The organism is Thalassospira lucentensis, assembly GCF_050516545.1.
GTDB classification, from domain to species: Bacteria; Pseudomonadota; Alphaproteobacteria; order Rhodospirillales; family Thalassospiraceae; genus Thalassospira; species Thalassospira lucentensis_C.
The window spans coordinates 1,577,452-1,599,224 of record NZ_CP191544.1 but is presented as its reverse complement, the minus strand read 5'-3'; the positions used below and the strand labels follow the sequence as shown (position 1 = coordinate 1,599,224).

Annotated in this window: 21 protein-coding genes; 16 read left to right on the top strand and 5 right to left on the bottom strand. The window is 51.8% G+C overall.

Annotated elements, in window-relative coordinates:
• The first annotated feature begins 35 nt into the window (after positions 1-35).
• Genes ACQ0MK_RS07440 through ACQ0MK_RS07420 form a run of 5 tightly spaced genes read left to right on the top strand, consistent with a single transcriptional unit; the run spans position 36 to position 4,265 of the window.
• Positions 36-602, top strand: a complete 567-nt coding sequence (locus ACQ0MK_RS07440) for a DUF3261 domain-containing protein (protein ID WP_430475479.1) — start codon at positions 36-38, stop codon at positions 600-602.
• 3 nt (positions 603-605) lie between these two features.
• Entirely contained in the window at positions 606-1,811 is a 1,206-nt protein-coding gene (locus ACQ0MK_RS07435; RefSeq protein WP_430475478.1) for a beta-ketoacyl-[acyl-carrier-protein] synthase family protein, read from the top strand.
• Positions 1,812-1,816: 5 nt separating this feature from the next.
• Positions 1,817-2,317, top strand: a complete 501-nt coding sequence (locus ACQ0MK_RS07430) for a hypothetical protein (RefSeq protein WP_430475477.1) — start codon at positions 1,817-1,819, stop codon at positions 2,315-2,317.
• Entirely contained in the window at positions 2,314-3,039 is a 726-nt protein-coding gene (gene fabG / locus ACQ0MK_RS07425) for a 3-oxoacyl-ACP reductase FabG (protein ID WP_430475476.1), read from the top strand. Before ACQ0MK_RS07430 ends, fabG begins: the two co-directional genes overlap by 4 nt.
• The gene (locus tag ACQ0MK_RS07420) at positions 3,036-4,265 is read left to right on the top strand and encodes a beta-ketoacyl-ACP synthase (RefSeq protein ID WP_430475475.1); all 1,230 of its coding nucleotides are present in this window, start codon (positions 3,036-3,038) and stop codon (positions 4,263-4,265) included. The genes fabG and ACQ0MK_RS07420 overlap by 4 nt, the downstream gene beginning before the upstream one ends.
• A gap of 52 nt (positions 4,266-4,317) precedes the next feature.
• Here the strand turns inward: ACQ0MK_RS07420 and ACQ0MK_RS07415 are convergent, their stop codons facing one another.
• Positions 4,318-5,715 carry a sensor histidine kinase gene (locus ACQ0MK_RS07415; RefSeq protein WP_430475474.1) on the bottom strand — a complete coding sequence of 466 codons (1,398 nt, stop codon included), beginning with the start codon at positions 5,713-5,715 and terminating at the stop codon, positions 4,318-4,320.
• Entirely contained in the window at positions 5,712-6,377 is a 666-nt protein-coding gene (locus tag ACQ0MK_RS07410; RefSeq protein ID WP_350045888.1) for a response regulator transcription factor, read from the bottom strand. Before ACQ0MK_RS07410 ends, ACQ0MK_RS07415 begins: the two co-directional genes overlap by 4 nt.
• A gap of 150 nt (positions 6,378-6,527) precedes the next feature.
• Between ACQ0MK_RS07410 and ACQ0MK_RS07405 the strand changes: the two genes are divergently transcribed.
• The gene (locus ACQ0MK_RS07405; protein ID WP_350041344.1) at positions 6,528-7,652 is read left to right on the top strand and encodes an ABC transporter substrate-binding protein; all 1,125 of its coding nucleotides are present in this window, start codon (positions 6,528-6,530) and stop codon (positions 7,650-7,652) included.
• A gap of 26 nt (positions 7,653-7,678) precedes the next feature.
• On the opposite strand, the gene ACQ0MK_RS07400 is transcribed toward ACQ0MK_RS07405, so the two are convergent.
• The gene (locus ACQ0MK_RS07400; protein WP_430475473.1) at positions 7,679-8,527 is read right to left on the bottom strand and encodes a citryl-CoA lyase; all 849 of its coding nucleotides are present in this window, start codon (positions 8,525-8,527) and stop codon (positions 7,679-7,681) included.
• Positions 8,524-9,741, bottom strand: a complete 1,218-nt coding sequence (locus tag ACQ0MK_RS07395) for a CaiB/BaiF CoA transferase family protein (RefSeq protein ID WP_430475472.1) — start codon at positions 9,739-9,741, stop codon at positions 8,524-8,526. The genes ACQ0MK_RS07400 and ACQ0MK_RS07395 overlap by 4 nt, the downstream gene beginning before the upstream one ends.
• A gap of 119 nt (positions 9,742-9,860) precedes the next feature.
• On the opposite strand from ACQ0MK_RS07395, the gene ACQ0MK_RS07390 reads away from it, so the two are divergent.
• The 6 genes from ACQ0MK_RS07390 to ACQ0MK_RS07365 all read left to right on the top strand — a co-directional run bounded on the left by ACQ0MK_RS07390 (position 9,861) and on the right by ACQ0MK_RS07365 (position 16,759).
• On the top strand, positions 9,861-10,541 hold the full coding sequence (locus tag ACQ0MK_RS07390; RefSeq protein WP_430475471.1) for an IclR family transcriptional regulator: 681 nt from the start codon (positions 9,861-9,863) through the stop codon (positions 10,539-10,541).
• Between the two features lie 320 nt (positions 10,542-10,861).
• Complete coding sequence (locus tag ACQ0MK_RS07385; RefSeq protein WP_430475470.1) at positions 10,862-11,860, top strand: tripartite tricarboxylate transporter substrate binding protein; 999 nt, start codon at positions 10,862-10,864, stop codon at positions 11,858-11,860.
• A gap of 43 nt (positions 11,861-11,903) precedes the next feature.
• Complete coding sequence (locus ACQ0MK_RS07380; RefSeq protein ID WP_430475469.1) at positions 11,904-12,392, top strand: tripartite tricarboxylate transporter TctB family protein; 489 nt, start codon at positions 11,904-11,906, stop codon at positions 12,390-12,392.
• Positions 12,385-13,920, top strand: coding sequence for a tripartite tricarboxylate transporter permease (locus ACQ0MK_RS07375; RefSeq protein WP_430475468.1), 1,536 nt, complete (start codon positions 12,385-12,387; stop codon positions 13,918-13,920). The genes ACQ0MK_RS07380 and ACQ0MK_RS07375 overlap by 8 nt, the downstream gene beginning before the upstream one ends.
• A gap of 35 nt (positions 13,921-13,955) precedes the next feature.
• Positions 13,956-15,638 carry a methyl-accepting chemotaxis protein gene (locus tag ACQ0MK_RS07370; protein ID WP_430475467.1) on the top strand — a complete coding sequence of 561 codons (1,683 nt, stop codon included), beginning with the start codon at positions 13,956-13,958 and terminating at the stop codon, positions 15,636-15,638.
• Positions 15,638-16,759, top strand: coding sequence for an AbrB family transcriptional regulator (locus ACQ0MK_RS07365; protein WP_430475466.1), 1,122 nt, complete (start codon positions 15,638-15,640; stop codon positions 16,757-16,759). Before ACQ0MK_RS07370 ends, ACQ0MK_RS07365 begins: the two co-directional genes overlap by 1 nt.
• 98 nt (positions 16,760-16,857) lie before the next feature.
• Here the strand turns inward: ACQ0MK_RS07365 and ACQ0MK_RS07360 are convergent, their stop codons facing one another.
• Complete coding sequence (locus tag ACQ0MK_RS07360) at positions 16,858-17,337, bottom strand: MarR family winged helix-turn-helix transcriptional regulator (protein WP_350041335.1); 480 nt, start codon at positions 17,335-17,337, stop codon at positions 16,858-16,860.
• A gap of 324 nt (positions 17,338-17,661) precedes the next feature.
• Between ACQ0MK_RS07360 and ectA the strand changes: the two genes are divergently transcribed.
• The 4 genes from ectA to ACQ0MK_RS07340 all read left to right on the top strand — a co-directional run bounded on the left by ectA (position 17,662) and on the right by ACQ0MK_RS07340 (position 21,679).
• Positions 17,662-18,210, top strand: a complete 549-nt coding sequence (ectA, locus tag ACQ0MK_RS07355; RefSeq protein ID WP_350041334.1) for a diaminobutyrate acetyltransferase — start codon at positions 17,662-17,664, stop codon at positions 18,208-18,210.
• 126 nt (positions 18,211-18,336) lie between these two features.
• On the top strand, positions 18,337-19,620 hold the full coding sequence (ectB, locus tag ACQ0MK_RS07350) for a diaminobutyrate--2-oxoglutarate transaminase (protein WP_430475465.1): 1,284 nt from the start codon (positions 18,337-18,339) through the stop codon (positions 19,618-19,620).
• 66 nt (positions 19,621-19,686) lie between these two features.
• A complete protein-coding gene (locus ACQ0MK_RS07345; RefSeq protein ID WP_350041332.1) occupies positions 19,687-20,088 on the top strand; it encodes an ectoine synthase in 402 nt (133 codons plus the stop codon).
• 85 nt (positions 20,089-20,173) lie between these two features.
• The gene (locus ACQ0MK_RS07340) at positions 20,174-21,679 is read left to right on the top strand and encodes an aspartate kinase (protein ID WP_430475464.1); all 1,506 of its coding nucleotides are present in this window, start codon (positions 20,174-20,176) and stop codon (positions 21,677-21,679) included.
• Positions 21,680-21,773 lie beyond the last annotated feature (94 nt).

Sequence of the window (21,773 nt, the reverse complement as noted above, 5' to 3'; positions counted from 1 at the left end):
TAGCCTGCGCCATCGGGCTCTCTGCGTGTGAGACGATGAACCTTCCGCAACTGCCGTTATCTGGTGTGCTCGACAAAGCCGGACATAAGATCGTTTTAGCTGACGGGATAGAATTCACTCTCCCGGCTGAGCCTTGGGGTGAGAACGAAACCATTGATGTTGTTCAACAGGTCAAGGCAAGCTGGAACACGGACAATCAATCGGGTGATGTAAGCTTTCAGGGGCGTATGAACATCACATCGGAACGGGCCCAAATCGTCCTCATTGACGAACTTGGCCGCCGGGCGATTGAGATCGACTGGACCGAGCAGGAAATATCAATCCAGAAGGCGAATTGGCTCCCGCAAGACTTTGATGCCAAAAGGCTTGTTGCTGACATTGTCATGACTTATTGGCCGCTTGGTATTGTCGAAGATGCCCTACCCGATAACATGTCAGTACATGATGGCTTTGGGGAACGGACAGTTCGCCTGAACGACAGTGGGCGGAAATACGTAACCATAGAACGCCCGATAAAGGACGTCTGGCACGGTCAGGCAACGCTTGTGAACTTGCAGTTCAACTATCGCATTAATATCAATTCGATACGAACCGGGTCCTAACGTATGGTCAGGCACCCGCTTTACCTGTCATCGCTTGGCATCGTCTCGTCATTGGGAACCGGTATCACCGAAACCAAGGCAACACTTGCCGGTAAGAAAAATGCCGACATGATCAAGCGCAGTGGTTTTCTCCCCGATCGGGAAACCATTCTGGGTACAGTTACAGGTAACCTTGAAAAATTGCCCGATCTTTTGTCCGAATTTGACACCCGCAATAACCGCTTCCTTTGGGCTACGGCCAGCCAAATCGCAGACGACATTGACGAGCTGATTACCAAGTTTGGCAAGGATCGGATTGGTGTCCTGATTGGAACCAGCACGGCAGGGATTGAGGAAGGTACAGCGCACTATCAGCAACGCGTTGAAAACGGCAAATTCCCTGAAAGTTTCCGTTATGGGCATCAGGAAATTGGCTCGCCTTCAGAATTTCTGAAAACCGCTTTTGACTTGCGGGGCTCGGCCTACTCTATTTCCACGGCCTGCTCATCAAGTGCCAAGGCATTTGCATCTGGCGTACGGCTGTTAAAGGCCGATATGTGTGATGCGGTTCTTGTCGGTGGTGTTGATAGTTTGTGTCGTCTTACGGTTGGCGGCTTTGACGCATTGCAATCCTTGTCTGCCGATATTTGCAATCCCATGAGCAAAAACCGCAATGGTATCAATATCGGCGAAGGTGCAGCTCTTTTCATCCTACGGAAGGATGCGGGCGAAATCGAACTGCTTGGTGTTGGTGAAAGCTCCGATGCTCATCATCCCAATGCACCTCATCCCGATGGCTTGGGTGCCGTGCGGGCCATGCAAACCGCACTTGCACGTTCCGGGATCACGCCTGCTGACATTGACTACATCAATCTGCATGGCACGGCGACACCACTCAATGACATTATGGAAGCCAAAGCCGTACACGCGGTTCTGGGGCCCGATGTCCCGGCAAGTTCAACCAAGCCCCTAACCGGGCATAGTCTGGGCGCAGCGGGTGCGATCGAGGCCGCGATCCTCTGGTTAACACTGTCTGACAGCGATACCGGCGCACCACTTCCTGTTCATCACTGGGACGGTGAAATTGATGCCGAACTTCCCCCGATCAATCTGGTCACGTCAAATCAATCATTGGTGCCGCGTAACCGACTTGCCATGATGAGCAACTCGTTTGCATTTGGCGGCAGCAATGTCTCCGTCATCCTTGGCAAAGGATGGACAACTCGGTGACCAGTATGAACAATCCTCAACCAAATGAACTCCCGCCGATCAAAGAACTTGTCATACATGGCTCGCCCATGTTGCTGATTGATCGCGCAGTATCGGCCAATGAAACCACCATGACCGCGGAACTCGACATTACCGCAAACAGTATGTTCTGCGTTCCGGGCAAAGGTGTTCCGAGCTATGTCGGGATCGAATATATCGCTCAGACCGTTGCGGCCTATAGCGGATGGCGGGCAAGACAGGCCACCCAGGATACACAGCCTCGAATTGGCTATCTTTTGGGTTCTCGCAAAGTAACCATGTTGCGGGACTTTTTTCCGATTGGCAGCAGACTTACAGTGCATATCACCAACGTCTTTGAAGATGGCGAAATGGGCGTCTTTGACGGGGAAGTCCGTTTGGGCGAGGAAATACTTGTCGACGCACGTATCAATGTATATCAGCCCAAGGAGAATGAAACGGCTTCAACGCCGCCTGTGGGCAACAACCAAGAAACATCAGACCAATGACGAAAACCATATTGATAACCGGTGCCAGCAAGGGCATTGGTGCGGCAACAGCACGACGTCTTGCCAAGGACGGTTTTGATATTGTTATCCATTACAATTCTGATCACGATGGTGCCCAAGACGTTGCAAATGATGCAATAAAGCTCGGGGTTCAAGCCCGACTGGTGCAATTCGATATTGCGGATCGGGAAGCGGCGCGTGAAGTTCTAACGCAAGACATCGCGGAACATGGCGCGCCCTATGGTGTCATTCTGAATGCCGGAATAACCCGTGACGGCCCCTTCCCGGCTCTTGAAGATGATGACTGGGACAGTGTTGTGCACACCAACCTTGATGGGTTTTACAACGTTCTCAAACCCGTCCTGATGCCTATCATCCAACGCCGCAAAGGCGGGCGGATTGTTGCTCTTACATCCATCGCAGGCATTGCGGGCAATCGTGGTCAGGTAAACTATGCCGCGTCCAAGGCCGGGATCATTGGTGCCGTAAAGTCACTTGCCCTTGAACTTGCCAAGCGCAAAATCACGGTTAATGCCGTAGCACCTGGGATCATCGAAACCCAGATGACAGGTGACCTTCCCACAGACGAAGTAAAATCCATGATCCCGATGCGCCGATATGGCACACCTGAAGAAGTTGCAGGCACAATTTCATTTTTGTGCAGCGATGATGCTTCTTACATCACCCGCCAGGTCATTAGCGTGAATGGAGGCATGCTATGACGCGACGTGTTGTCGTTACAGGCATGTCAGGCATAACAGCCCTTGGCAATGACTGGCAAACCATCAAAACACGCATGCAGGCTGGTGAAACAGGAATTGTCCGCATGTCCGAATGGGATGGCAAATATGATCTGCGTACCCGGCTTGCGGCCCCGGTGCAGGATTTTTCCCTGAAAGGCCGGTTTAACCGCAAGCAATTGCGCAGCATGGGCCGCGTGGCCCAGATGGCTGTTGCGGCAACTGATGATGCGCTCAAGATGGCAGGCCTGCGCGACGACACAGCGATGTTCGAAGGTGGCCGTCTTGGCATAGCTTATGGATCGTCGTTTGGCAGTACGCCACCGGTTCTTGGCTTTACCCGCCTGATGGAACAGGGTGACAGCAACGCAATTACCGCCACCAGCTACATTCAGATGATGAGCCACACCGCAGCCGTCAATATCGGTGTCCTTTATGGTATTTCCGGGCGGATCATTCCGACGTCGACGGCCTGCACATCCGGCAGCATGGGCATCGGATATGCGTGCGAGGCAATCAAATTTGGCAAACAGGATGTCATGATTGCCGGTGGTGCGGAAGAACTCTGCCCCACGATGGTTGCTGTGTTTGACACGCTTTTCGCCACCAGTGTCAGTAATGATGCACCGTACGCCACACCGCGCCCGTATGACGCCAACCGCGATGGATTGGTCATTGGCGAAGGCGCAGGTACTTTGATCCTTGAGGATTACGAACACGCGAAAGCCCGCGGGGCAAAAATGTATGGTGAAATTGTCGGCTTTGCGACCAATTCAGATGGCGCGCATGTGACCCAACCCGCCGCAGACAAGATGGGCCGTGCCCTTCAACAATCCCTTGATGATGCGGGGCTTTCATCAAGTGACATCGATATTGTCAACGGACATGGCACAGCCACGGATCACGGCGACCTTGCCGAAAGCAAAGCAACCCGCACCGTATTCGACCGCGCAGTTCCAATCCACACGCTTAAAGGCCACTTTGGACATAGTCTTGGCGCATGCGGCGCCGTCGAAGCATGGCTTGGACTGGAAATGATGCATGAGGGTCGCTTTGTCCCCACAGCAAACCTCAAGAACGTGGACCCTGAATGTGCCGATCTTGACTACATTATGGGATCAGAACGGGTCATGAATGCCGAACACATGATGAGCAACAATTTTGCCTTCGGCGGCATAAATACATCCCTGATATTTAAGCGCATATAAGTTCACAATTTAGGGCTTTCTTCAAACGAATCCCGCGAGTTAAGCAGCTTCGCTAAGCCAACTTAAAGCTTACAGAGAACACGCAGCCACTATGCTCTTTGGGGCGATCAAGCTTGATCTTAGTATCGTGACGCGCAGCGATTTCCTTGACGATGGAAAGACCAAGTCCGCAGCCCTCTTCCTGTCCTGTCTCTGCAATACGGTAGAACCGCTTAAAGACGTCCTTGTGATGCTCAATGGGAATTCCAGGGCCATTGTCCTCGACGGTCAATTTAACGCGATTACCGGATTTCTCCCGATCAAGGCGCACAGTCACCGAACTTCCATCCGGGCAATATGTCAACGCGTTGTGAACAAGGTTTTTAAGAAGCTCTTCAATCAGGGTTGCATCCCCCATGATCAAAGCGGGCTCTGTGATGCCTTCATAGCCAAGATCGATACCGCGCTCGATTGCCACCGGGACTTTTGATCCGGTGACAGCACGCGTGATTTCACACAGATCAATTGGGTCAAATGGCCGTCCTGCAAGGCCTTCAGGTGCTGCACGTGCAGATGCCAGCAATTGATTGGCAAGATGGGATGTTTGCCGCGTCGAAGATGCAATCGTCTCCATAATACGATGGATTTTCTTGGGGTCTTCTTCGCGCTGGCCAAGTTCGGCCTGTGTTCTCAATGCTGCTAACGGAGTGCGCAATTGATGTGCGGCATCAGCTGTGAACCGCTGCATGGTCTTAAGGCTGTTTTCTAACCGCTGAAACAATTGATTGATCGCGCCGACAAGATGGCGAACCTCAATCGGGACATCATGCAAAACAGGTCGAAGATCAGTCGGAGATCGGCGATTTAGGGCTTCTTCCAGTCGCGTAAGTGGTTTCAACCCCTGCCCGATCCCAAACCAGACAATCATTGCGGCAATCACAATCAGCACAATCTGACGTGCCGCGGCACTTGCAAGAATATCTTCGCTAAGACTGGTGCGGGTTCCCATGGTTTCGGCAACAAGCACTTGAAAACGGGTGGCCTTGCGAACACTCGCGACATACCGCGACAAAGCACCAATGCGCACCGTTTCGCCGTTATAAACCGCATCATAAAACACCGGCTCTTCGCGTAGGGGAAGCAACCGGTCTGGAACCGGTGGCAGGTCTTCATACCCTGTGATGAATTCACCCTGTATCGTGCTGACCTGATAGAAAACCCGGTCTTCGGCAGAGCTGGTGAGCATCTCAAGCGCGACATAGGGCACATCAACTTCGATCTTGCCACCAATCAGAACAACACGGTCGGCAATGGCGAGTGCAGAACTTAAAAGAGCACGGTCAAATGCCTGATTTGTCGAACGAATTGCGTTAGTCCTGACTTCAAGCAACATCAAGGAGCTGACCACCAAAAGCGGGATCAGCAACCAGATGACAAGCCTGCGCCTCAGGGATCCGTTACGCCATTTCATGTTTTTTTCAACAAATAACCAAGACCACGGACAGTCTGAATTTTAACATCTGCCAACTCAACGCGTTTGCGCAGACGGCTAATGTAAAGTTCGACCGCATTGGCACTGATATCATCCTCAAACCCGGCAAGTTGATCTGAAATCTGTTCTTTGCTTAGAACGTGACCAAGCCTCAGAAGCAAAATTTCAAGGATGTTAAGTTCGCGGCGGGGAATTTCGACATCATCACCATCGATGGTCACCCGTCGCGCAACGGTATCGAATGTCAGTTTTCCGCATTTAATCTGGGTGTTGTGCGTTCCGGCATTGCGCCGCATAAGCGCCCTCACCCGTGCTTCCAGCTCCACCAGTTCAAACGGTTTGGCAAGATAATCATCCGCACCAAGATCAAGCCCCTTTACCCGGTCTTCAATATCCCCGCGTGCGGTCAGGATCAGCACAGCACTTTCCGCCCCGCGGTGGCGCAAACGGCGCAAAATCTCAAGCCCGTCAAGTTTCGGAAGATTCAGATCAAGCACAACCAACCCATATTCCTGCGTGCGCAAAATATCATCGGCCTCTTCCCCATCGGCGATCACGTCGACAGCATAACCGGACTGCCGAAGAGATCTGGCAATCCCGTCAGCCAATGCGGCATGATCTTCGACGACAAGGACTCTCATTGTTTGTGCTTCTCTTCCCTGATAAACCGATGAAAGGCTTTTAAGGTTTGGCCGTTCCAGACCACGACCATGTTTAGCAAATTATATCGACAACCGCCGTTCATGATAGCAAGTCATTGACGGGGTGCTTGTGAAACAGAGTATTCCACCATGATCTTGGGCCGCATCTGTATTCGTTTATGTGCCATCGTGCTTACGATGCAAGCAACTTCTGCCATCGCAGAAGTCTTTACCTATGCCCCATTGCGCACAACACAGGCAGCTGACCCGGAACAATCCCTGCTTTCAAGCACGACCCCAAAAGCTGTTATTTATGGCTCTGCCGATATCGGCGCCTTTACCACGGTGATAGAAGCCTTTCAGCAAGAAAACCCATTCATCGGTGTCGAGTATCATCAGCTCCAGACGCTTGAAATGTATGACATGACCTTGGTTCAGCGTCAAAATGGCGAACCCAATGCAGATCTGATTATCAGCTCGTCGATGGACCTGCAGATGAAACTTGCCAATGATGGCTATGCGATACCGCATGAAAGTGCAGAAACCCGAGCTCTTCCACATTGGGCCCGTTGGCGCAATGAAGCATTTGCCGTCACACAAGAACCGGCCGTGATTGCCTATAACCGCGAATTTTTCCGCGAAAATGATCTTGAACCGCCCCGGACCCGCGATGATTTCATCCGTCTTTTGAACGATCACGATGATCTTCTAAGCGAAAAAGTCACAACCTATGACATTGAACGAAGTGGCGTCGGCTTTCTTTTCCTTGCACGTGATGAACGCTTTTTCCCCGGTATTTGGGACTTTGTCCGAACCCTTGGTCAATCCAAGGTCAAACTTTATTCCAACACTTCCCCGATGCTTGAAAAGATCGCCGATGGTCAGGTTGTACTTGGGTACAATCTTCTAGGGTCCTATGCCGAAACCTTTAGCCAACGGAACCAAAACCTTGGCGTGATCCTGCCAGACGACTTCATCGTGGTTTATTCGCGAATTGCCATCATCCCGCGTGATGCGAGAAACCCGAATTTAGGCGCGCGTTTTCTTGACTTCATCCTGTCCGTCAAAGGGCAAACGGTTCTGCAAAACGATGGCAACTTCAACCCGGTGCGAACTGACGTTCCACCAAGTTCGTTTTCGTCGCTGATCTTTGACCGTTACGGCGAACGTGTACGTTCATTCCCGGTTGGGCCCGGCTTGCTGGTTTACCTTGATCAGGCCAAACGCCAGCGTTTTATTCGCCGGTGGCAGGATGCCTTACTCAACCGTCGCTAAGCCACCCTGCCCTGATTTACCCAGCTTTATGAAGTCTTTGCGCTGTCGGGAACAGGGCGGCGTTCTGGCCCGGTATAGTTCCAGATCATTCGCCGTGGAATCGGCCCCTTGTTTCGACCACCTTGCTGTGTTTGTTCCCACGCATGGGCCAGGATCCCGACCGATCGCGACAAACAAAACAATCCACGCGCCAATTCCGGGGCAAAACCAAGCTCGGCATAGATCACTGCCGTTGCGCCATCAATATTCATCGGAATGCGTTTACCCTTGCGCGCGAGAATCTCTTCTTCAACCGCGCTGGCAATCACCCCGAATTGACCACTGACCTGACCATTTGCGGCCGCCTGTTTGACAAGCGCCAACAGTCTTGGAGCACGCGGATCAATGGGGTGAAACCTGTGACCAAATCCCGGGATATGTTTGCCATGTTCAGCAATCTGGTGATCCAGTCCGGATGCAACGGCTTCGCCCAGTGATGCGCCAGATTTCATACGAGACGCGATGTCATGATAAAGCCCAACGGCCTGTTCGCCTGCACCACCATGAACATCGCCCAACACATTCACCGCACTTGCCATGGCATTGTTCAATCCAACGCCACAGGTCGCGGCCATACGGGCGATTGCAATGCTTGGGGCCTGTGGTCCGTGATCAACCGCTGCCACAAGGGCTGCTTCAAGAAGCTTCGCCTGTTCAGGTGATGGCAGATCGCCGCGTGTCATCAACCAAATCATGATTGGAAAGCTGATATTTCCGATCAGGTCTTCAATCGCATAGCCACCATAGTGAATTTTGCCCGGCTCCATATCAATGATGGCGGTTTGCCACCAGTCACTGACTTCGTTTTCAATATCGGTTGCGGTTTTATCGCTCACAACACGCCCTCCTGCGAAAGAATTGCGATCTCGCTCTTTGAAAAACCAAGAGATGTAAGAATGTCGTCATTGTCTTGGCCAAGTTCTGGCGGTGGTGCGTCCACCGATGGCGCCTTGCCATCCATCTTGATCCCGGTACGCAACACGCGAATATCGCAATCTGCACCCGGCACATTTTCAAATGATGCCATCATCCCGCGATCGGCAATCTGCGGCAGTGCCAAGGCCTGTGGCACTGTCAAAACAGCCCCGGCAGGAACTCCGACGGCATTAAACTTTTCCACCCAATGATCCGTCATGTTGGTGCGCAAAACATCTTCAAGAAGGCCTGTCAGAACCGTACGGTTTTCCAGTCGTTCCTTGCGAGAAGTAAAGCGGACATCAGAAATCAGATGGTCAAGATCCAGCACCAGGCACAGGGCCTCGAACTGTTCTTGTTTGTTGGCCGCAATATTGATCTGTCCGTCACCAGTTCTAAACGCCCCTGATGGGGACGAGGTAAAGTTGTCATTGCCATTGGCCGTCGGTTCTTTGCCCGCCACAAGGTAATTCGAAACAACCCAGCCCATTGTCGCAATTACGGATTCCAGCATGGAAATATCGATGAAGCTGCCTTTGCCGTCATTGTTGCTAAGTGCCCGCCCGGCCAAGGCGGAGCTAATGGCAAATGCGGCTGTCATCCCGCCGATCGTATCCGCCATGGGATAACCCACACGATATGTTCCGGTATCTTCTTCACCGGTGATGGTCATGATCCCCGACAGGCCCTGAACAATCTGATCATAGGCAGGCAGCTTTTTCATCGGGCCGGTTTGACCGAAACCGGAAATCGCACAGTAAACAAGCCCCGGATTAACCTTGGAAAGAACGTCATATCCCAACTCAAGCCGGTCCATAACGCCCGGGCGAAAATTCTCGACCAGAACATCTGCGCGCTCGACAAGCTTTTTAAGGATTTCCTTGCCGCGCGGATCTTTCAGATTAAGCGTCACCGACCGCTTACCTGCATTCTGCGCCATGAATGAAATGCCCATCAGCTTTTCATTCAATTCCATATCCGCGCCAAGCTGACGGGCAAGGTCACCACGCCCCGGTGCTTCGACCTTGATGACCTCTGCCCCCAAATGCGCAAGCTGATGGCAACAAAATGGCCCGGCCAGAACATTTGTCAGGTCCAAAACTGTCATCCCGGAAAGTGATTGTGGTCCGTTCATGAAAAATCCTTAAATTCTGTCTAGTAGAATTATGTTCTATTATATAGAATATTGGATGATCACGAAACGCCAACCACACCCATACGGGGCATTACCCCAGCACCGGAAGTCCATTTTTCATGCCAGAACAAAATGTTAGTGCCGTTGAACGGGCCTTGAAAATTCTTGATGTTTTCACCGATCAGGACCCTGACCTGTCCCTAAAAGAACTGGCAGAACGCACCGGCATGTATAAAAGCACCATTTCAAGACTGGCGGGAACTCTGGAGTCTTGCGGTTTTCTGATGCTGTCCGGTCGTGGACGATATCGACTTGGTCCGGCCCTGTGGCGCTTGGGATCCATTTATCGGCGGTCTTATCGCATGGATGATATTGTCCGCCCCTATCTGTCCATACTGGTCAAGGAAAGCGGCGAAACAGCATCGTTTTATGTTCCTGAGGGATCTAACCGTCTGTGCCTGTTTCGCGAAAATTCACCCAGCAGCCTTCGCCATCATCTCGAAGAAGGTGCCATATTGCCCTGTGATCGCGGTGCCGCCGGCCATGTCATTCGTGCTTGGGGTGATGGTGTCGATGACCGTGCAATAGAAGTCCTCAGTGACAGGTTCGCTCAAAGCGAAGGGGAACGCGATCCTGATATCGCTGCAGTTGCAGTACCTGTCCTTGATCGCCAGAACCATCTTTTAGGCGTTTTAACTTTATCCGGGCCAAGCAGCCGGTTCACCAAAGGTAAGCGCGACAACCTGTTGGCATCATTGCAAAGACATGCAACGGATTGCGGCAAACAACTATCCGCATAATCCGCCATATTCCGTCACCTGTGCCCACATTGCATATATCATGTGAACTTTTTTCACCCAATTGCGCGCAATGACAGGTTGATGACAGGTTCTGCTGCTAACGTCTTCGCACTGCCGATCCGGGAGTTCAAAAGAACCCCTTGGAATAAACAAAAAGAATATCGGCAAGGGAGGTCATCATCAAATCCGCTGACACAGAGCACAAATGCATCTGAACCGCGGGGATTGGGTTCTTCCTTGCTGAAGTTTTGTTCCTAACGATCGGCCGGCCACCACACGGGTGGCTGGGGAAAATGCTTTAGTGTCTGGAGGAGACCCTGATGAACAAGCTGACGATGTTCTCACGTCGCGGATTTCTTGCTGCAGCAACTGTTGTTGCTGTTTCGACTGCTGCATTTGGCGCAATGGATGCCAAAGCTGCAGAAATGGATGAACTTCACTTCGTCATTCCGGGCGGCGCTGGCGGCGGCTGGGACGGTACGGCACGTGGTACCGGCGAAGCCCTGACCAAATCCGGTCTGGTTGGGACTGCATCTTACGAAAACATGTCTGGCGGCGGCGGCGGTAAAGCCATTGCTTACATGATCGAAGCAGCTGACCGTCTTGATAAGACCCTTATGGTCAACTCGACCCCGATCATCGTTCGTTCGCTGACCGGTGTCTTCCCGCAGTCCTTCCGTGACCTGACCCCGATTGCAGCAGTTGTTGCTGAATATGCAGCTTTTGCCGTTGCAGCAGACAGCCCATACCAGTCCTTTACCGAAGTTGTTGATGCCGTCAAAGCTGACCCAAGCTCGGTTAAATTCGGCGGTGGTTCTGTTCGCGGTGGTATGGACCATATCGTAGCTGCCTATGCAGTTCAGAAAGGCGGCGGCGACGCCAAACAGGTTAAATACATTCCGTATGATGCTGGCGGCAAAGCAATTGCTGGTCTTCTGTCGGGTGAAACCGAAGTTCTTTCAACGGGTCTTGGCGAACTTCTTGAATTGGCCAAAGCTGGTCAGATCCGCATCCTTGCAGTGACCTCGGTCGAACGCGTTGAAGCAGCACCGGACGTACCGTCGCTTGGTGAACTTGGCATCGATGCCGAGTTTGTGAACTGGCGCGGTTACTTTGGCTCCCCTTCTCTGTCTGATGACAAAGCGGATGCCTATGCAGCTGTTCTCAAAGACGTTCAGGCCACTGAAGCATGGGAAACCGTTCGTAAGCGTAACGGCTGGGAAAAAATCTACAAAGGTCGCGCAGAATTTTCCTCCTTCATGGAAAATCAGGAAAAGGTCGTTGGCGATCTGATGCGTGATCTCGGCTTCCTGAAATAAGCCTTTAAAACACAAGTAAAAGATCTCCGAAGGAAACCACGCCATGTCCATCAATCGCGACAAATTCGGCGCACTGCTATTTCTATGTCTTGCGCTGATTTATGGCTTCTACGTAAGTGACATTCCGCTGCTGTTTGGTGACGAGGATGCCCCGTTTAATGCCAGAACCCTCCCGAATGCCCTTGCCTGGATACTGGGCGTGGTTTCCTTCATCCAACTGATAATGCCTGCCAATCAAGAGGCAGGCAGCCTTTCCAATGCCTTTCGCGGCCTGAAATGGGGGCGCGTTGTCGTCCTTGCCATTCTGATGGTGTTTTACGGTCTGACGATCCGCCAACTTGGTTTTCCGATTTCAACATCGCTCTTCTTGATGGGCGGCTTTTATACCCTTGGCGAACGGCGTCCTCATGTTCTGATTTTGACGGCTGTTCTTGTCACGCTCGCGTTCTGGGGATTGCTTTATGCGATGGGCATTTACCTGACCCCGGGTGATTTCTTCTACTACCTTGGCTGGATCTCAAACGATGCTTGATGGAATTTTCTCCGGTCTTTCGACCGCTGTAATGCCAATCAACCTTTTGATGGTTGCCGTTGGCTGTTTCGCAGGCACCTTTATCGGGATGCTTCCCGGTCTTGGCCCAATCACCGCCATTGCCCTTATGATCCCGATCACCTACGGGTTTGATCCGTCAACCGGCCTGATCTTGATGGCTGGCGTGTATTACGGGGCAATTTTTGGTGGCTCCACCTCATCCATTCTGATTAATGCGCCGGGTGTTGCCGGCACGGTTGCGACCGCTTTTGACGGCTATCCAATGGCGCAAAAAGGTCAAGCCGGTAAGGCATTGGCGATTGCTGCCTATTCGTCCTTCTCGGGCGGAACGATTGCCGCGATCTTCCTGTTGGTCGCAGCCCCGGTCTTGGCATCTGTGTCGCTTTCGTTCCAGTCAGGTGATTATTTTGCCCTGATGGTTCTGGGGTTAACGGCGGTATCTGCGTTTGCAGGCAAAGGTCAGGTTCTTAAAGCAATCACCATGACCCTGTTTGGGATCATGCTTTCAACCATCGGGACCGACCCGGCTGCCGGTGTCGCACGCTTTACCTTTGGCAGTGTCGATCTTATTGACGGCATCAGCTTCTTGTTGCTCGCCATGTCGACCTTTGCCCTGTCCGAGGCACTTCTATCGATCCTGCGCCCGACCAAAGATACGCGCAGTGCTGAAGAAAGGGCGCTTAAAAGCCTTGGCTCGATGAAGCTGTCCAAGGAAGAAGTAAAGATCATGGTGCCTGTCATTGGTCGCTCGTCGATCCTTGGCTTCTTTACCGGTGTTCTTCCGGGTGCGGGTGCGACCATTGCGTCATTCCTCGCCTATGGCATGGAACGTAATCTGGCTTCGGCCAAAGAAAAGCTGAAATTCGGCAAAGGATCAATCCGTGGTCTGTGTGCACCGGAAACCGCAAACAACGCGGCATGTTCTGGTTCGTTCGTACCGCTCCTGACCCTTGGTATTCCGGGATCTGGAACGACCGCCGTGATGATGGGGGCGCTGATTTCCTATGGTGTTCAGCCGGGCCCGCGTCTGTTTGTTGAACAGCCTGCCGTTTTCTGGTCAGTGATCATTTCGATGTATATCGGCAACGTGGTGCTTCTGGTTCTGAACCTTCCGCTTATCCCGTATATCTCGCGTTTGCTCGCCCTGCCCCAGCAACTGCTGGTACCGTTCGTTCTGTTCTTCTCGTTGGTTGGTGTTTATCTGGTGACCTTTAACACCATGGACATCCACATGATGGTGCTTGCTGCGGCAATCGCAATCGGCCTGCGACTTCTGAACTATCCGATGGCGCCGATGCTCCTTGGCTTCATTCTTGGCAAAATGATGGAAGAAAACCTGCGCCGTGCACTGGCAATCAGTGACGGGTCACTGTCGTTCCTTTGGGAACGCCCGATTACGCTGGTTATTTTAATCATCAGTGCTGTTTTCCTTGCTGCACCGCTTGTTGGAAATCTTCGTGAGTGGAAGCGCAGCCGGAAAACCGTTCCCAATGACGGCGAACTTTAAGACCACACGCTAAAAGGCGCGAAGGATACTGGTAAATGCGTTTTCTTGATAATCTGTCGATTGGTCCCAAAACACTTTTGGTGCCTGTCTTCCTTATGATCGTCATTATCGCGATGGGAATTGCAACGGTCGCAGCCCTTCAAAGCGAGAAAGACACGCTCACCAGCCTTCGCGTCGAAGCATATGAACGGCGATCCGATGCGCTGACACTTAGCAACGCGCTGAACGAAGCGCACGGGTCGCTGTTTCGGATACTGACGTGGGATTCCAATGGCATTAATGCCGCAGTGGTCCCGGATTTGCGCGAAAAAGTCAGTAAGCTTTCTGCCGAACTCGCACCAATGGCCGAACGGCTTTCGGCTGTTGGCGGTGATGCTTTCACTGAAAATTACGTAAAATACATGGAGCAGGTTGACCAGTTCCTTGTTGAAAGCGAAATGAACATCTATGGCGCACTGGAAGTCATCGCAAAAGCAGATGAAACCTTCCAGGCCCTTCAGGTGCCGCTGAACGAAATCCTTGTCCAATCTCATGACGTCGCCACCACATCATTTGCAGCCGCCTACTCACAGGCTGAAGCACTGCAACAAGTCTTCGTTATCGTTGCTATTCTCGTCGTTGTGATTGCGGGAATTTTTTCGATATTCGTGTCACGCCGCATTTCACGTCCGATGACTACGATCGCCAAACTGATCGAACAAATCTCCAATGGTGATCTTGATGTCAATATTGCCGGTGGACAGCGTGGCGATGAAATCGGGACTGTTGCACGTTCGGTCACGGTGCTGCGCGATCAGTCCAAAGAAGCCGAATTGCTGCGTCAAGAACGCGAGCGTATCCGTGCAGTTGAAGGCCAACGTCAACAAAACCTGATCGAGGCAACCAATCATTTCCAGCGTTCCGTTCAGGAAGCCTTATCCGGATTTGACCGTGAATTTGGATCACTCAATGGCTCGGCCAGCGACATGGAACAAATCGCTACCCATGCAAGCGCCCGCTCTGCCGATGCCAATCAGCATTCCGAACAGGTTCTTCACCATATCGAAGCAGTGTCCCACACAACTGCCAGCCTGTCCGAAGCCATTGCCGAAATCGGTCAGCAGGCCCAAACCTCTGCCGAAGTCGCCGGTCGTGCACGTTCTGAAAGCGAACAATCGCGCGCGCTGTTTGAACAATTGACCAATGCCACCCAGCGAATTGGCGATATTGTCGGATTGATCGAAGAAATTGCCAGTCAAACCAATCTTCTGGCGCTCAACGCCACCATCGAAGCAGCTCGTGCAGGCGATGCCGGCAAGGGATTTGCAGTCGTTGCTGGCGAGGTTAAAAATCTTGCATCCCAAACAGCACGTGCGACCGAAGACATTGCAAATCAGGTCGAAGAAATTCGTGGTCTGACCGATAACGTGGTCGCAGCCCTTCGTAGCGTTGCAGATGTCATTGGCGAGGTCGATCAATCTGCTGCGGCGATTGCAGCGGCCGTTGAAGAACAACAGGCATCAACAGCTGGTATTTCCGAAAGCATTCAGGATGCCAATGGCGGCATGCGCACAGTTGCCGAGGCCGTCGGTGCCCTTGATAATGAAACCGCACGCGTTCATAGCGGGTCGGAAAACGTCACACGTGCGACCAGCACGCTGAATACCGAGGCATCCCGGCTGCGCGACGCAATTGACGGCTTCCTCGAACAAATCAACAAAAACAAGGCCAGCGCGTAATGAGCAAAACACAGGACGGTCCATCCAAAGACAGTTGGATCAATCGATTTTCCAGTGTTTTGACACCGCGCTTTTTCAAAAATCTGTCCATCGCCCTTGGGATTGGTCTTGTGGGTGGCCTGATCGCTCATTCCATCAATATGCCACTGGCTTGGATGATGGGGCCAATGTTGGCCACCTTCGTCGCAAGCTTGCTGCGTGTGCCGATGGGGGTTCCGATGCAATTTCGGTCGGTCATTCTGGGCGTGATCGGTGTGTTCCTTGGCGCATCCTTTACGCCAGACACACTTGAACAGGCGGCACGTTGGCCGATCAGCATGATAGCCGTTCTGCTATATGTCCCGATCATCACCCTGTTTATCACCTGGTTTTACACCAAGATCGCCCGCCTGGATCCGGCAACCGCCCTGTTTTCCGCCACCCCCGGCGGCTTGACGCCGATGGTGGTTCTTGGTGCAGCCGCAGGTGGCAATGAACAGGAAATCGCCCTGACACAAGGTTTGCGGGTTTTGTTGCTTGTGATGTCGGCCCCCTTGATCGTTCTTATGATTACCGGGGTTGTCGCAAGTGGACATGGCGACAGCCAAGCCGTGCAAATGACGCTTAACGAAGGCCTGCTTACTGCTGTTTGTGCCGTCATTACCGTTCTGGTCTTTCGCAAGCTTCGCATTCCCGCCTCCTATATGACGGGTGCAATGGCCGCCAGCATGGTTTTGCATGTGACCGGAACCGTCGAAGGAAACTTACCAGATTGGCTACTTGCCGGTAGCCTCTTAATCCTTGGGGCGGCAATTGGCAGCCGGTTTTCCGGAGTAAAGATTGCGGTTTTGGGGCGACTTGCCGGTTATTCAGTTGTTGCTACGGTCGTTGTCCTTGCCTTTACCGGCGGCGTGGCATGGTTTGTCTCACAATGGCTTGATCTTGATTTTATTGCTGTGTTGCTGGCATTCGCACCGGGTGGCGTTGCTGAGATGTCTTTGATTGCGCTTGCCCTGAATGTCGAGCCAAGCTTTGTTGCATTTCACCATATTGTGCGCATTTTCGAAATCGTGCTGCTGGCACCGATTATGGCCAAGTGGTTCCAGCGTCATATGCAAGGCAAATCACGCACAACAATCTAGCGAGCAGACGCCGGTATAACGCCCTGCCCGGTCCGATATTTTCAGAAGAGTCCAATTTCGAAGGAATGCCCATAAGGGTGCTACAGCGACCGACTATTTTAGTCGCGCTTCTCAACGATGACGTCATGATCAAGAACCGGTGCGACATCAATATCGCTGGCATCCATCATGCCGGACACCCGCTGCAAGGCCGCAATCAGGAACGTTTGTTCCCATTCTTCCAGGCCGTTGAAATTATCGGAAAAACGGTCATGTAGCGCCATTGGCGCACGGTCAAGAATGGTCCGTCCGTGATCTGTCAGGCGGACAAACACTTTTCGCTTATCGCTATCACCCCGTTCTCGGGTAACGATTTCCATCGCCTGAAGCTTATCAACCAATGAAGTCGTTGATGCCTGTGCAAGATTAACCTTGGCAGCAATCTGCCCAACCGTCATTTCACCAAACTCTTCCAGAGACTGCAAAACCAAAAGCTGTGAGGTTTTTAACCCGGTTATTTTACCAAGTTTTTTAGCGTGAATATCACTCGCACGTAGAATACGGCGAATAGAAATCAACGCTTCATGCAATTTGTCCATTTTGACGTTCCGGGCATAAATTATTATTCTGCTGCAACTGACCTTTTATCTCCAGAACCGGCAATCCGCAACGGTTTAAGCACAATACCCTTCGATATACGATATTTTATTTCATCGGTTTTCGTTATTTTTATGAAATAATGTTTCCTGTAACGAGCCACATTAATATCGATAGTCGATAAATTATTCTTTCTTTATACTTCAATAACTTAACTACGTTCACAGGAAATTCACAGTCAAAGGGTTGATCAATTTACATCGTTATTCTATACATCTCTCGCGACATGAATGATCGCATATCGAAATAACAGAGCAGGCAGACCGATGAAAATTGCCAACACAAACGGCAATACCGGCCACAAAGCCAACCTGATTATCCGAAAACCCAAGGCCACTGATGGCGCGGCGGTCAACAATCTGATCGCCGAGTGCAAGCCTTTGGACGAGAATTCAATGTATTGCAACTTGCTGCAGTGCTCGCACTTTGCGGACACATGCGCGATTGCGGAACTGGATGGCGAAGCTGTTGGCTTTGTATCTGGCTACATCGTACCGAACACACCTGAACAGCTTTTCATCTGGCAGGTTGCCGTTTCCCCGAAAGCCCGTGGCCTTCGGCTTGCGAAACGCTTGATCCTTGACATTCTGGATCGCTCGGCATGTCACAACGTAAATCAGTTGAATACGACGATTACGTCGACGAATGCACCATCACAGGGCGTGTTCCGCTCCGTCGCACGCGAGCTTGGCGCTGATGTAAAACGTAAAGTTCAGTTCGAACGCGAAACGCACTTCGAAGGTGCCGCTGCCAGTGAAATTCTATGGCAGATCGGCCCATTCGAACGCGAAGACGTCGAACGCGTCGCGGCCTGACCCGACCAAGCATATTTCACCACCTTGATGCACAAAACGGCGTTGCCCGTCGATGGAACATCCGGTCCGCCGGAACGTTTTGCATGACAGGTGAACTTGACTTTTCCCAATCTGAAAGAGGGAACCATGACTGTATTTGATCGCCTTGAATCGGAAGTTCAGAGCTACGCACGCTCCTTCCCCGTCACCTTTGATAATGCCGAAGGTGCATGGCTAACCGACCTTGATGGCAACCGTTATCTTGATTTCCTTGCTGGCGCCGGCAGCTTGAACTACGGGCACAACCATCCGGTTCTGCAGGAAAAGCTAATTGATTACATCAAATCAAACGGCATTACCCATGGTCTGGACATGCACACCAAGGCCAAGGAAGCCTTCCTGACCGCGCTTGAAACCAAAATCTTCAAACCGCGCGATATGGAATATAAGGTTCAGTTCACTGGCCCGACCGGCACCAATGCGGTTGAGGCTGCGTTGAAACTTGCGCGCCGTGTAAAAGGCCGTGAAACCATCATTTCGTTCACCAACGGCTTCCACGGTTGCACCCTTGGTTCACTTGCCATAACCGGTAATGAACATCACCGTGGCGCTGCAGGTGTATCGCTTGATAATGCTGTTGCAGTTCCGTTTGATGGCTATATGGGCGATGGCGCAGATACCACCGAGTATCTTGATCGCGTTCTTTCGGACAACTCCAGTGGTATCGCCCTTCCGGCTGCAGTGATTGTTGAAACCCTTCAGGGTGAAGGTGGTTTGAACGCCGCTGACTTTGGCTGGTTGAAAAATCTTGAGAAAGTCTGCCGCAAACACGACATCCTGCTGATTGTCGATGACATTCAGGCGGGTTGTGGTCGTACAGGCACATTCTTCAGCTTCGAACCTGCTGGCATTAAGCCCGACATGATCACCCTGTCCAAATCGCTGTCGGCTTATGGTCTTCCGCTTGCAGTTGTTCTGATCAAGCCGGAATTTGATGTGTGGCATCCGGGCGAACATAACGGCACCTTCCGTGGCAACAACCATGCGTTTGTTACTGCCACTGCTGCCCTTGATCATTTTTGGTCAGATGACAAGTTCGCAGCCGATGTCCGCGATAAGGCCGAATTCCTTGGTAACCGCCTTGAAGAGATTGCCGAACGTTATGGCGATGGCAAACTCTATCGCAAGGGCCGTGGCCTGATGCAGGGTATCTGCTTTGAAAGTGGCGAGCTGGCGTCGAAAGTCACCAAGGAATGCTTCAAACATAACCTGGTCATTGAAACCAGTGGTCCGGAAGATGAAGTTGTCAAATGCCTTGTGCCTTTGATCATCTCCAAGCAGGATCTGGCACATGGCTTGGACATTCTTGAGCTGGCAACTGCAAAAGCCATGGGCAAAGATGTCGTTCCAGCCAAAGCCGCCGCAGAGTAAAGAAGTTAGGGTGATGTCATTGGGCATCGCCCTGCCCCACAGCTTAAATAATTCAAAGAGTTAAAGATGATTGTTCGTACACTGAAAGAATGTGAAGCATCCGGTCGCCGTGTCGTTTCGGATAACTGGGAAAGCACGCGCCTGTCACTTGCTGATGACGGCATGGGGTTCTCGTTCCACGTCACGACTATCTATGCCGGCACCGAAACCGAAATTTGCTACGCAAACCATTTCGAGACGGTCTATTGCATTTCGGGCAATGGCGAAGTTGAAACCATTGCTGATGGCAAAAAATACAAGATCGTACCGGGTACGGTTTACATCCTTGATAAGCATGACCGCCATTATCTGCGCGGCGGCACCGAGGATATGGTTGTAGCTTGCGCCTTTAACCCACCACTTAATGGCCGCGAAGTCCATGACGAGAACGGGGTTTACCCGCTCGGTGGGGATGCACTCGCCAGCTAATGCTCTTATTTGGGGCGGCCGGTAACGACCGCCCCAAAATTAAAAAACAATAGTTTTCAAAGAATCGCCCCCCAAAGGAGGCAACATGCTTTCAGTCCAGAAAAAATCGGACGCTGGGCATAGCGTTCATAAGATCGGTGGTACGTCGATGACGCAGGTAGATGCGGTCATGGACAACATTCTGGTCGGCAATCGTAGCGAAGAAGAACTGTATAACCGGGTCTTTGTCGTTTCAGCTTATGGCGGTTTTACCGACGTTCTGCTGGAAAACAAGAAAACCGGTGAAGCAGGTGTCTATCAGCTTTATGCCGGGTCGGAAACCGATTGGGCTTGGGGCGATGCTCTGACCAAAGTTTCCGAAAAAATGTGCACCATCAACGAAGAAATTTTTGGTGATGCACCGGAACTTAAACTGGCCAATGCCTTTGTTCAGGAACGCATTGAAGGCACGCGCAGTTGCTTGATGGACCTCCATCGCTTGTGCAGTTTTGGGCATTTCAAACTTGAGAAGCACCTTCTAACAGTGCGTGAAATGCTCTCAGCCATTGGCGAAGCACACAGCGCGCATAACACCATGCTGCTGCTGCGTGCCAAGGGTGTTAATGCTGTGTTTGCCGACCTTTCAGGTTGGCGCGAACCCGAGGCATCAACCCTTGACGGCCGTATTGAAAAGGTCTTTGAAGATATCGATCTTTCCAGTCAGCTTGCCATTGCTACGGGCTATGCCCAGTGCAGCGAAGGCTTGATGAGCATCTATGGCCGTGGATACAGCGAAGTGACCTTCTCGCGCATTGCCTGCCTGACGCAAGCACGTGAAGCCATCATTCACAAGGAATTCCACCTTTCCAGTGCCGATCCGCGCATTGTGGGTGAAGATGCCGTGCGCCCCATTGGCCGGACCAGCTATGATGTGGCTGATCAGTTGTCAAATATGGGGATGGAAGCCATCCACCCGCGTGCCGCGAAAGGTCTTCGTCAGAATGACATTCCGCTGCGCATCGCCAATACCTTTGAACCGGAACATCCCGGTACGGTTATTGACGATCATTGGGACCCGGAAAACAGCCGCGTTGAAATTGTGACGGGTGTTCCAACCGCGTTTGAAATTGAAGTCTTCAATCAGGACATGGTTGGCGTTCCGGGCAGCGAAGAATCAATCCTAAGCGTGCTAAAGCGCTATAAGGTTCCGACTGTTACCAAGAACCTGAATGCCAATACGATCACGCATTATGTGGTGGCACCGCTTAAGCAGATCCGTCGCTGCGTTGACGAGATCGAGGCCAAACACCCCGAAGCAACCGTTCAGACCCGCAAAGTTGCAATTGTCTCGGTCATTGGGGCGAATATTGACCAACCGGGCCTGTTTGCCCGTGCCGTCATGACACTTGATGATGCTGGTGTTGAATTAGTGGCATCCCACTATCCAAGCCGCCGTGTGGATCTGCAATTTGTTGTTGCCGAAGGTGACTTTGACAAAGCAATCATTGCGCTGCATCGCGGACTGGTCGAAGGCAAAAAAGAAGAAAGCGCATCATCTAAGAAAACCAACGATGTTAGCGCTAACAAACAGGAAAAGCTTAAGGCGGCATAAGCCAAAGGCATCCGAACATCACAGCAAAACCCGCAAGTGCTTTTATAGCCTTGCGGGTTTTGTTTTGCCTTGATCAGCCTCTTGTCAGCGATGA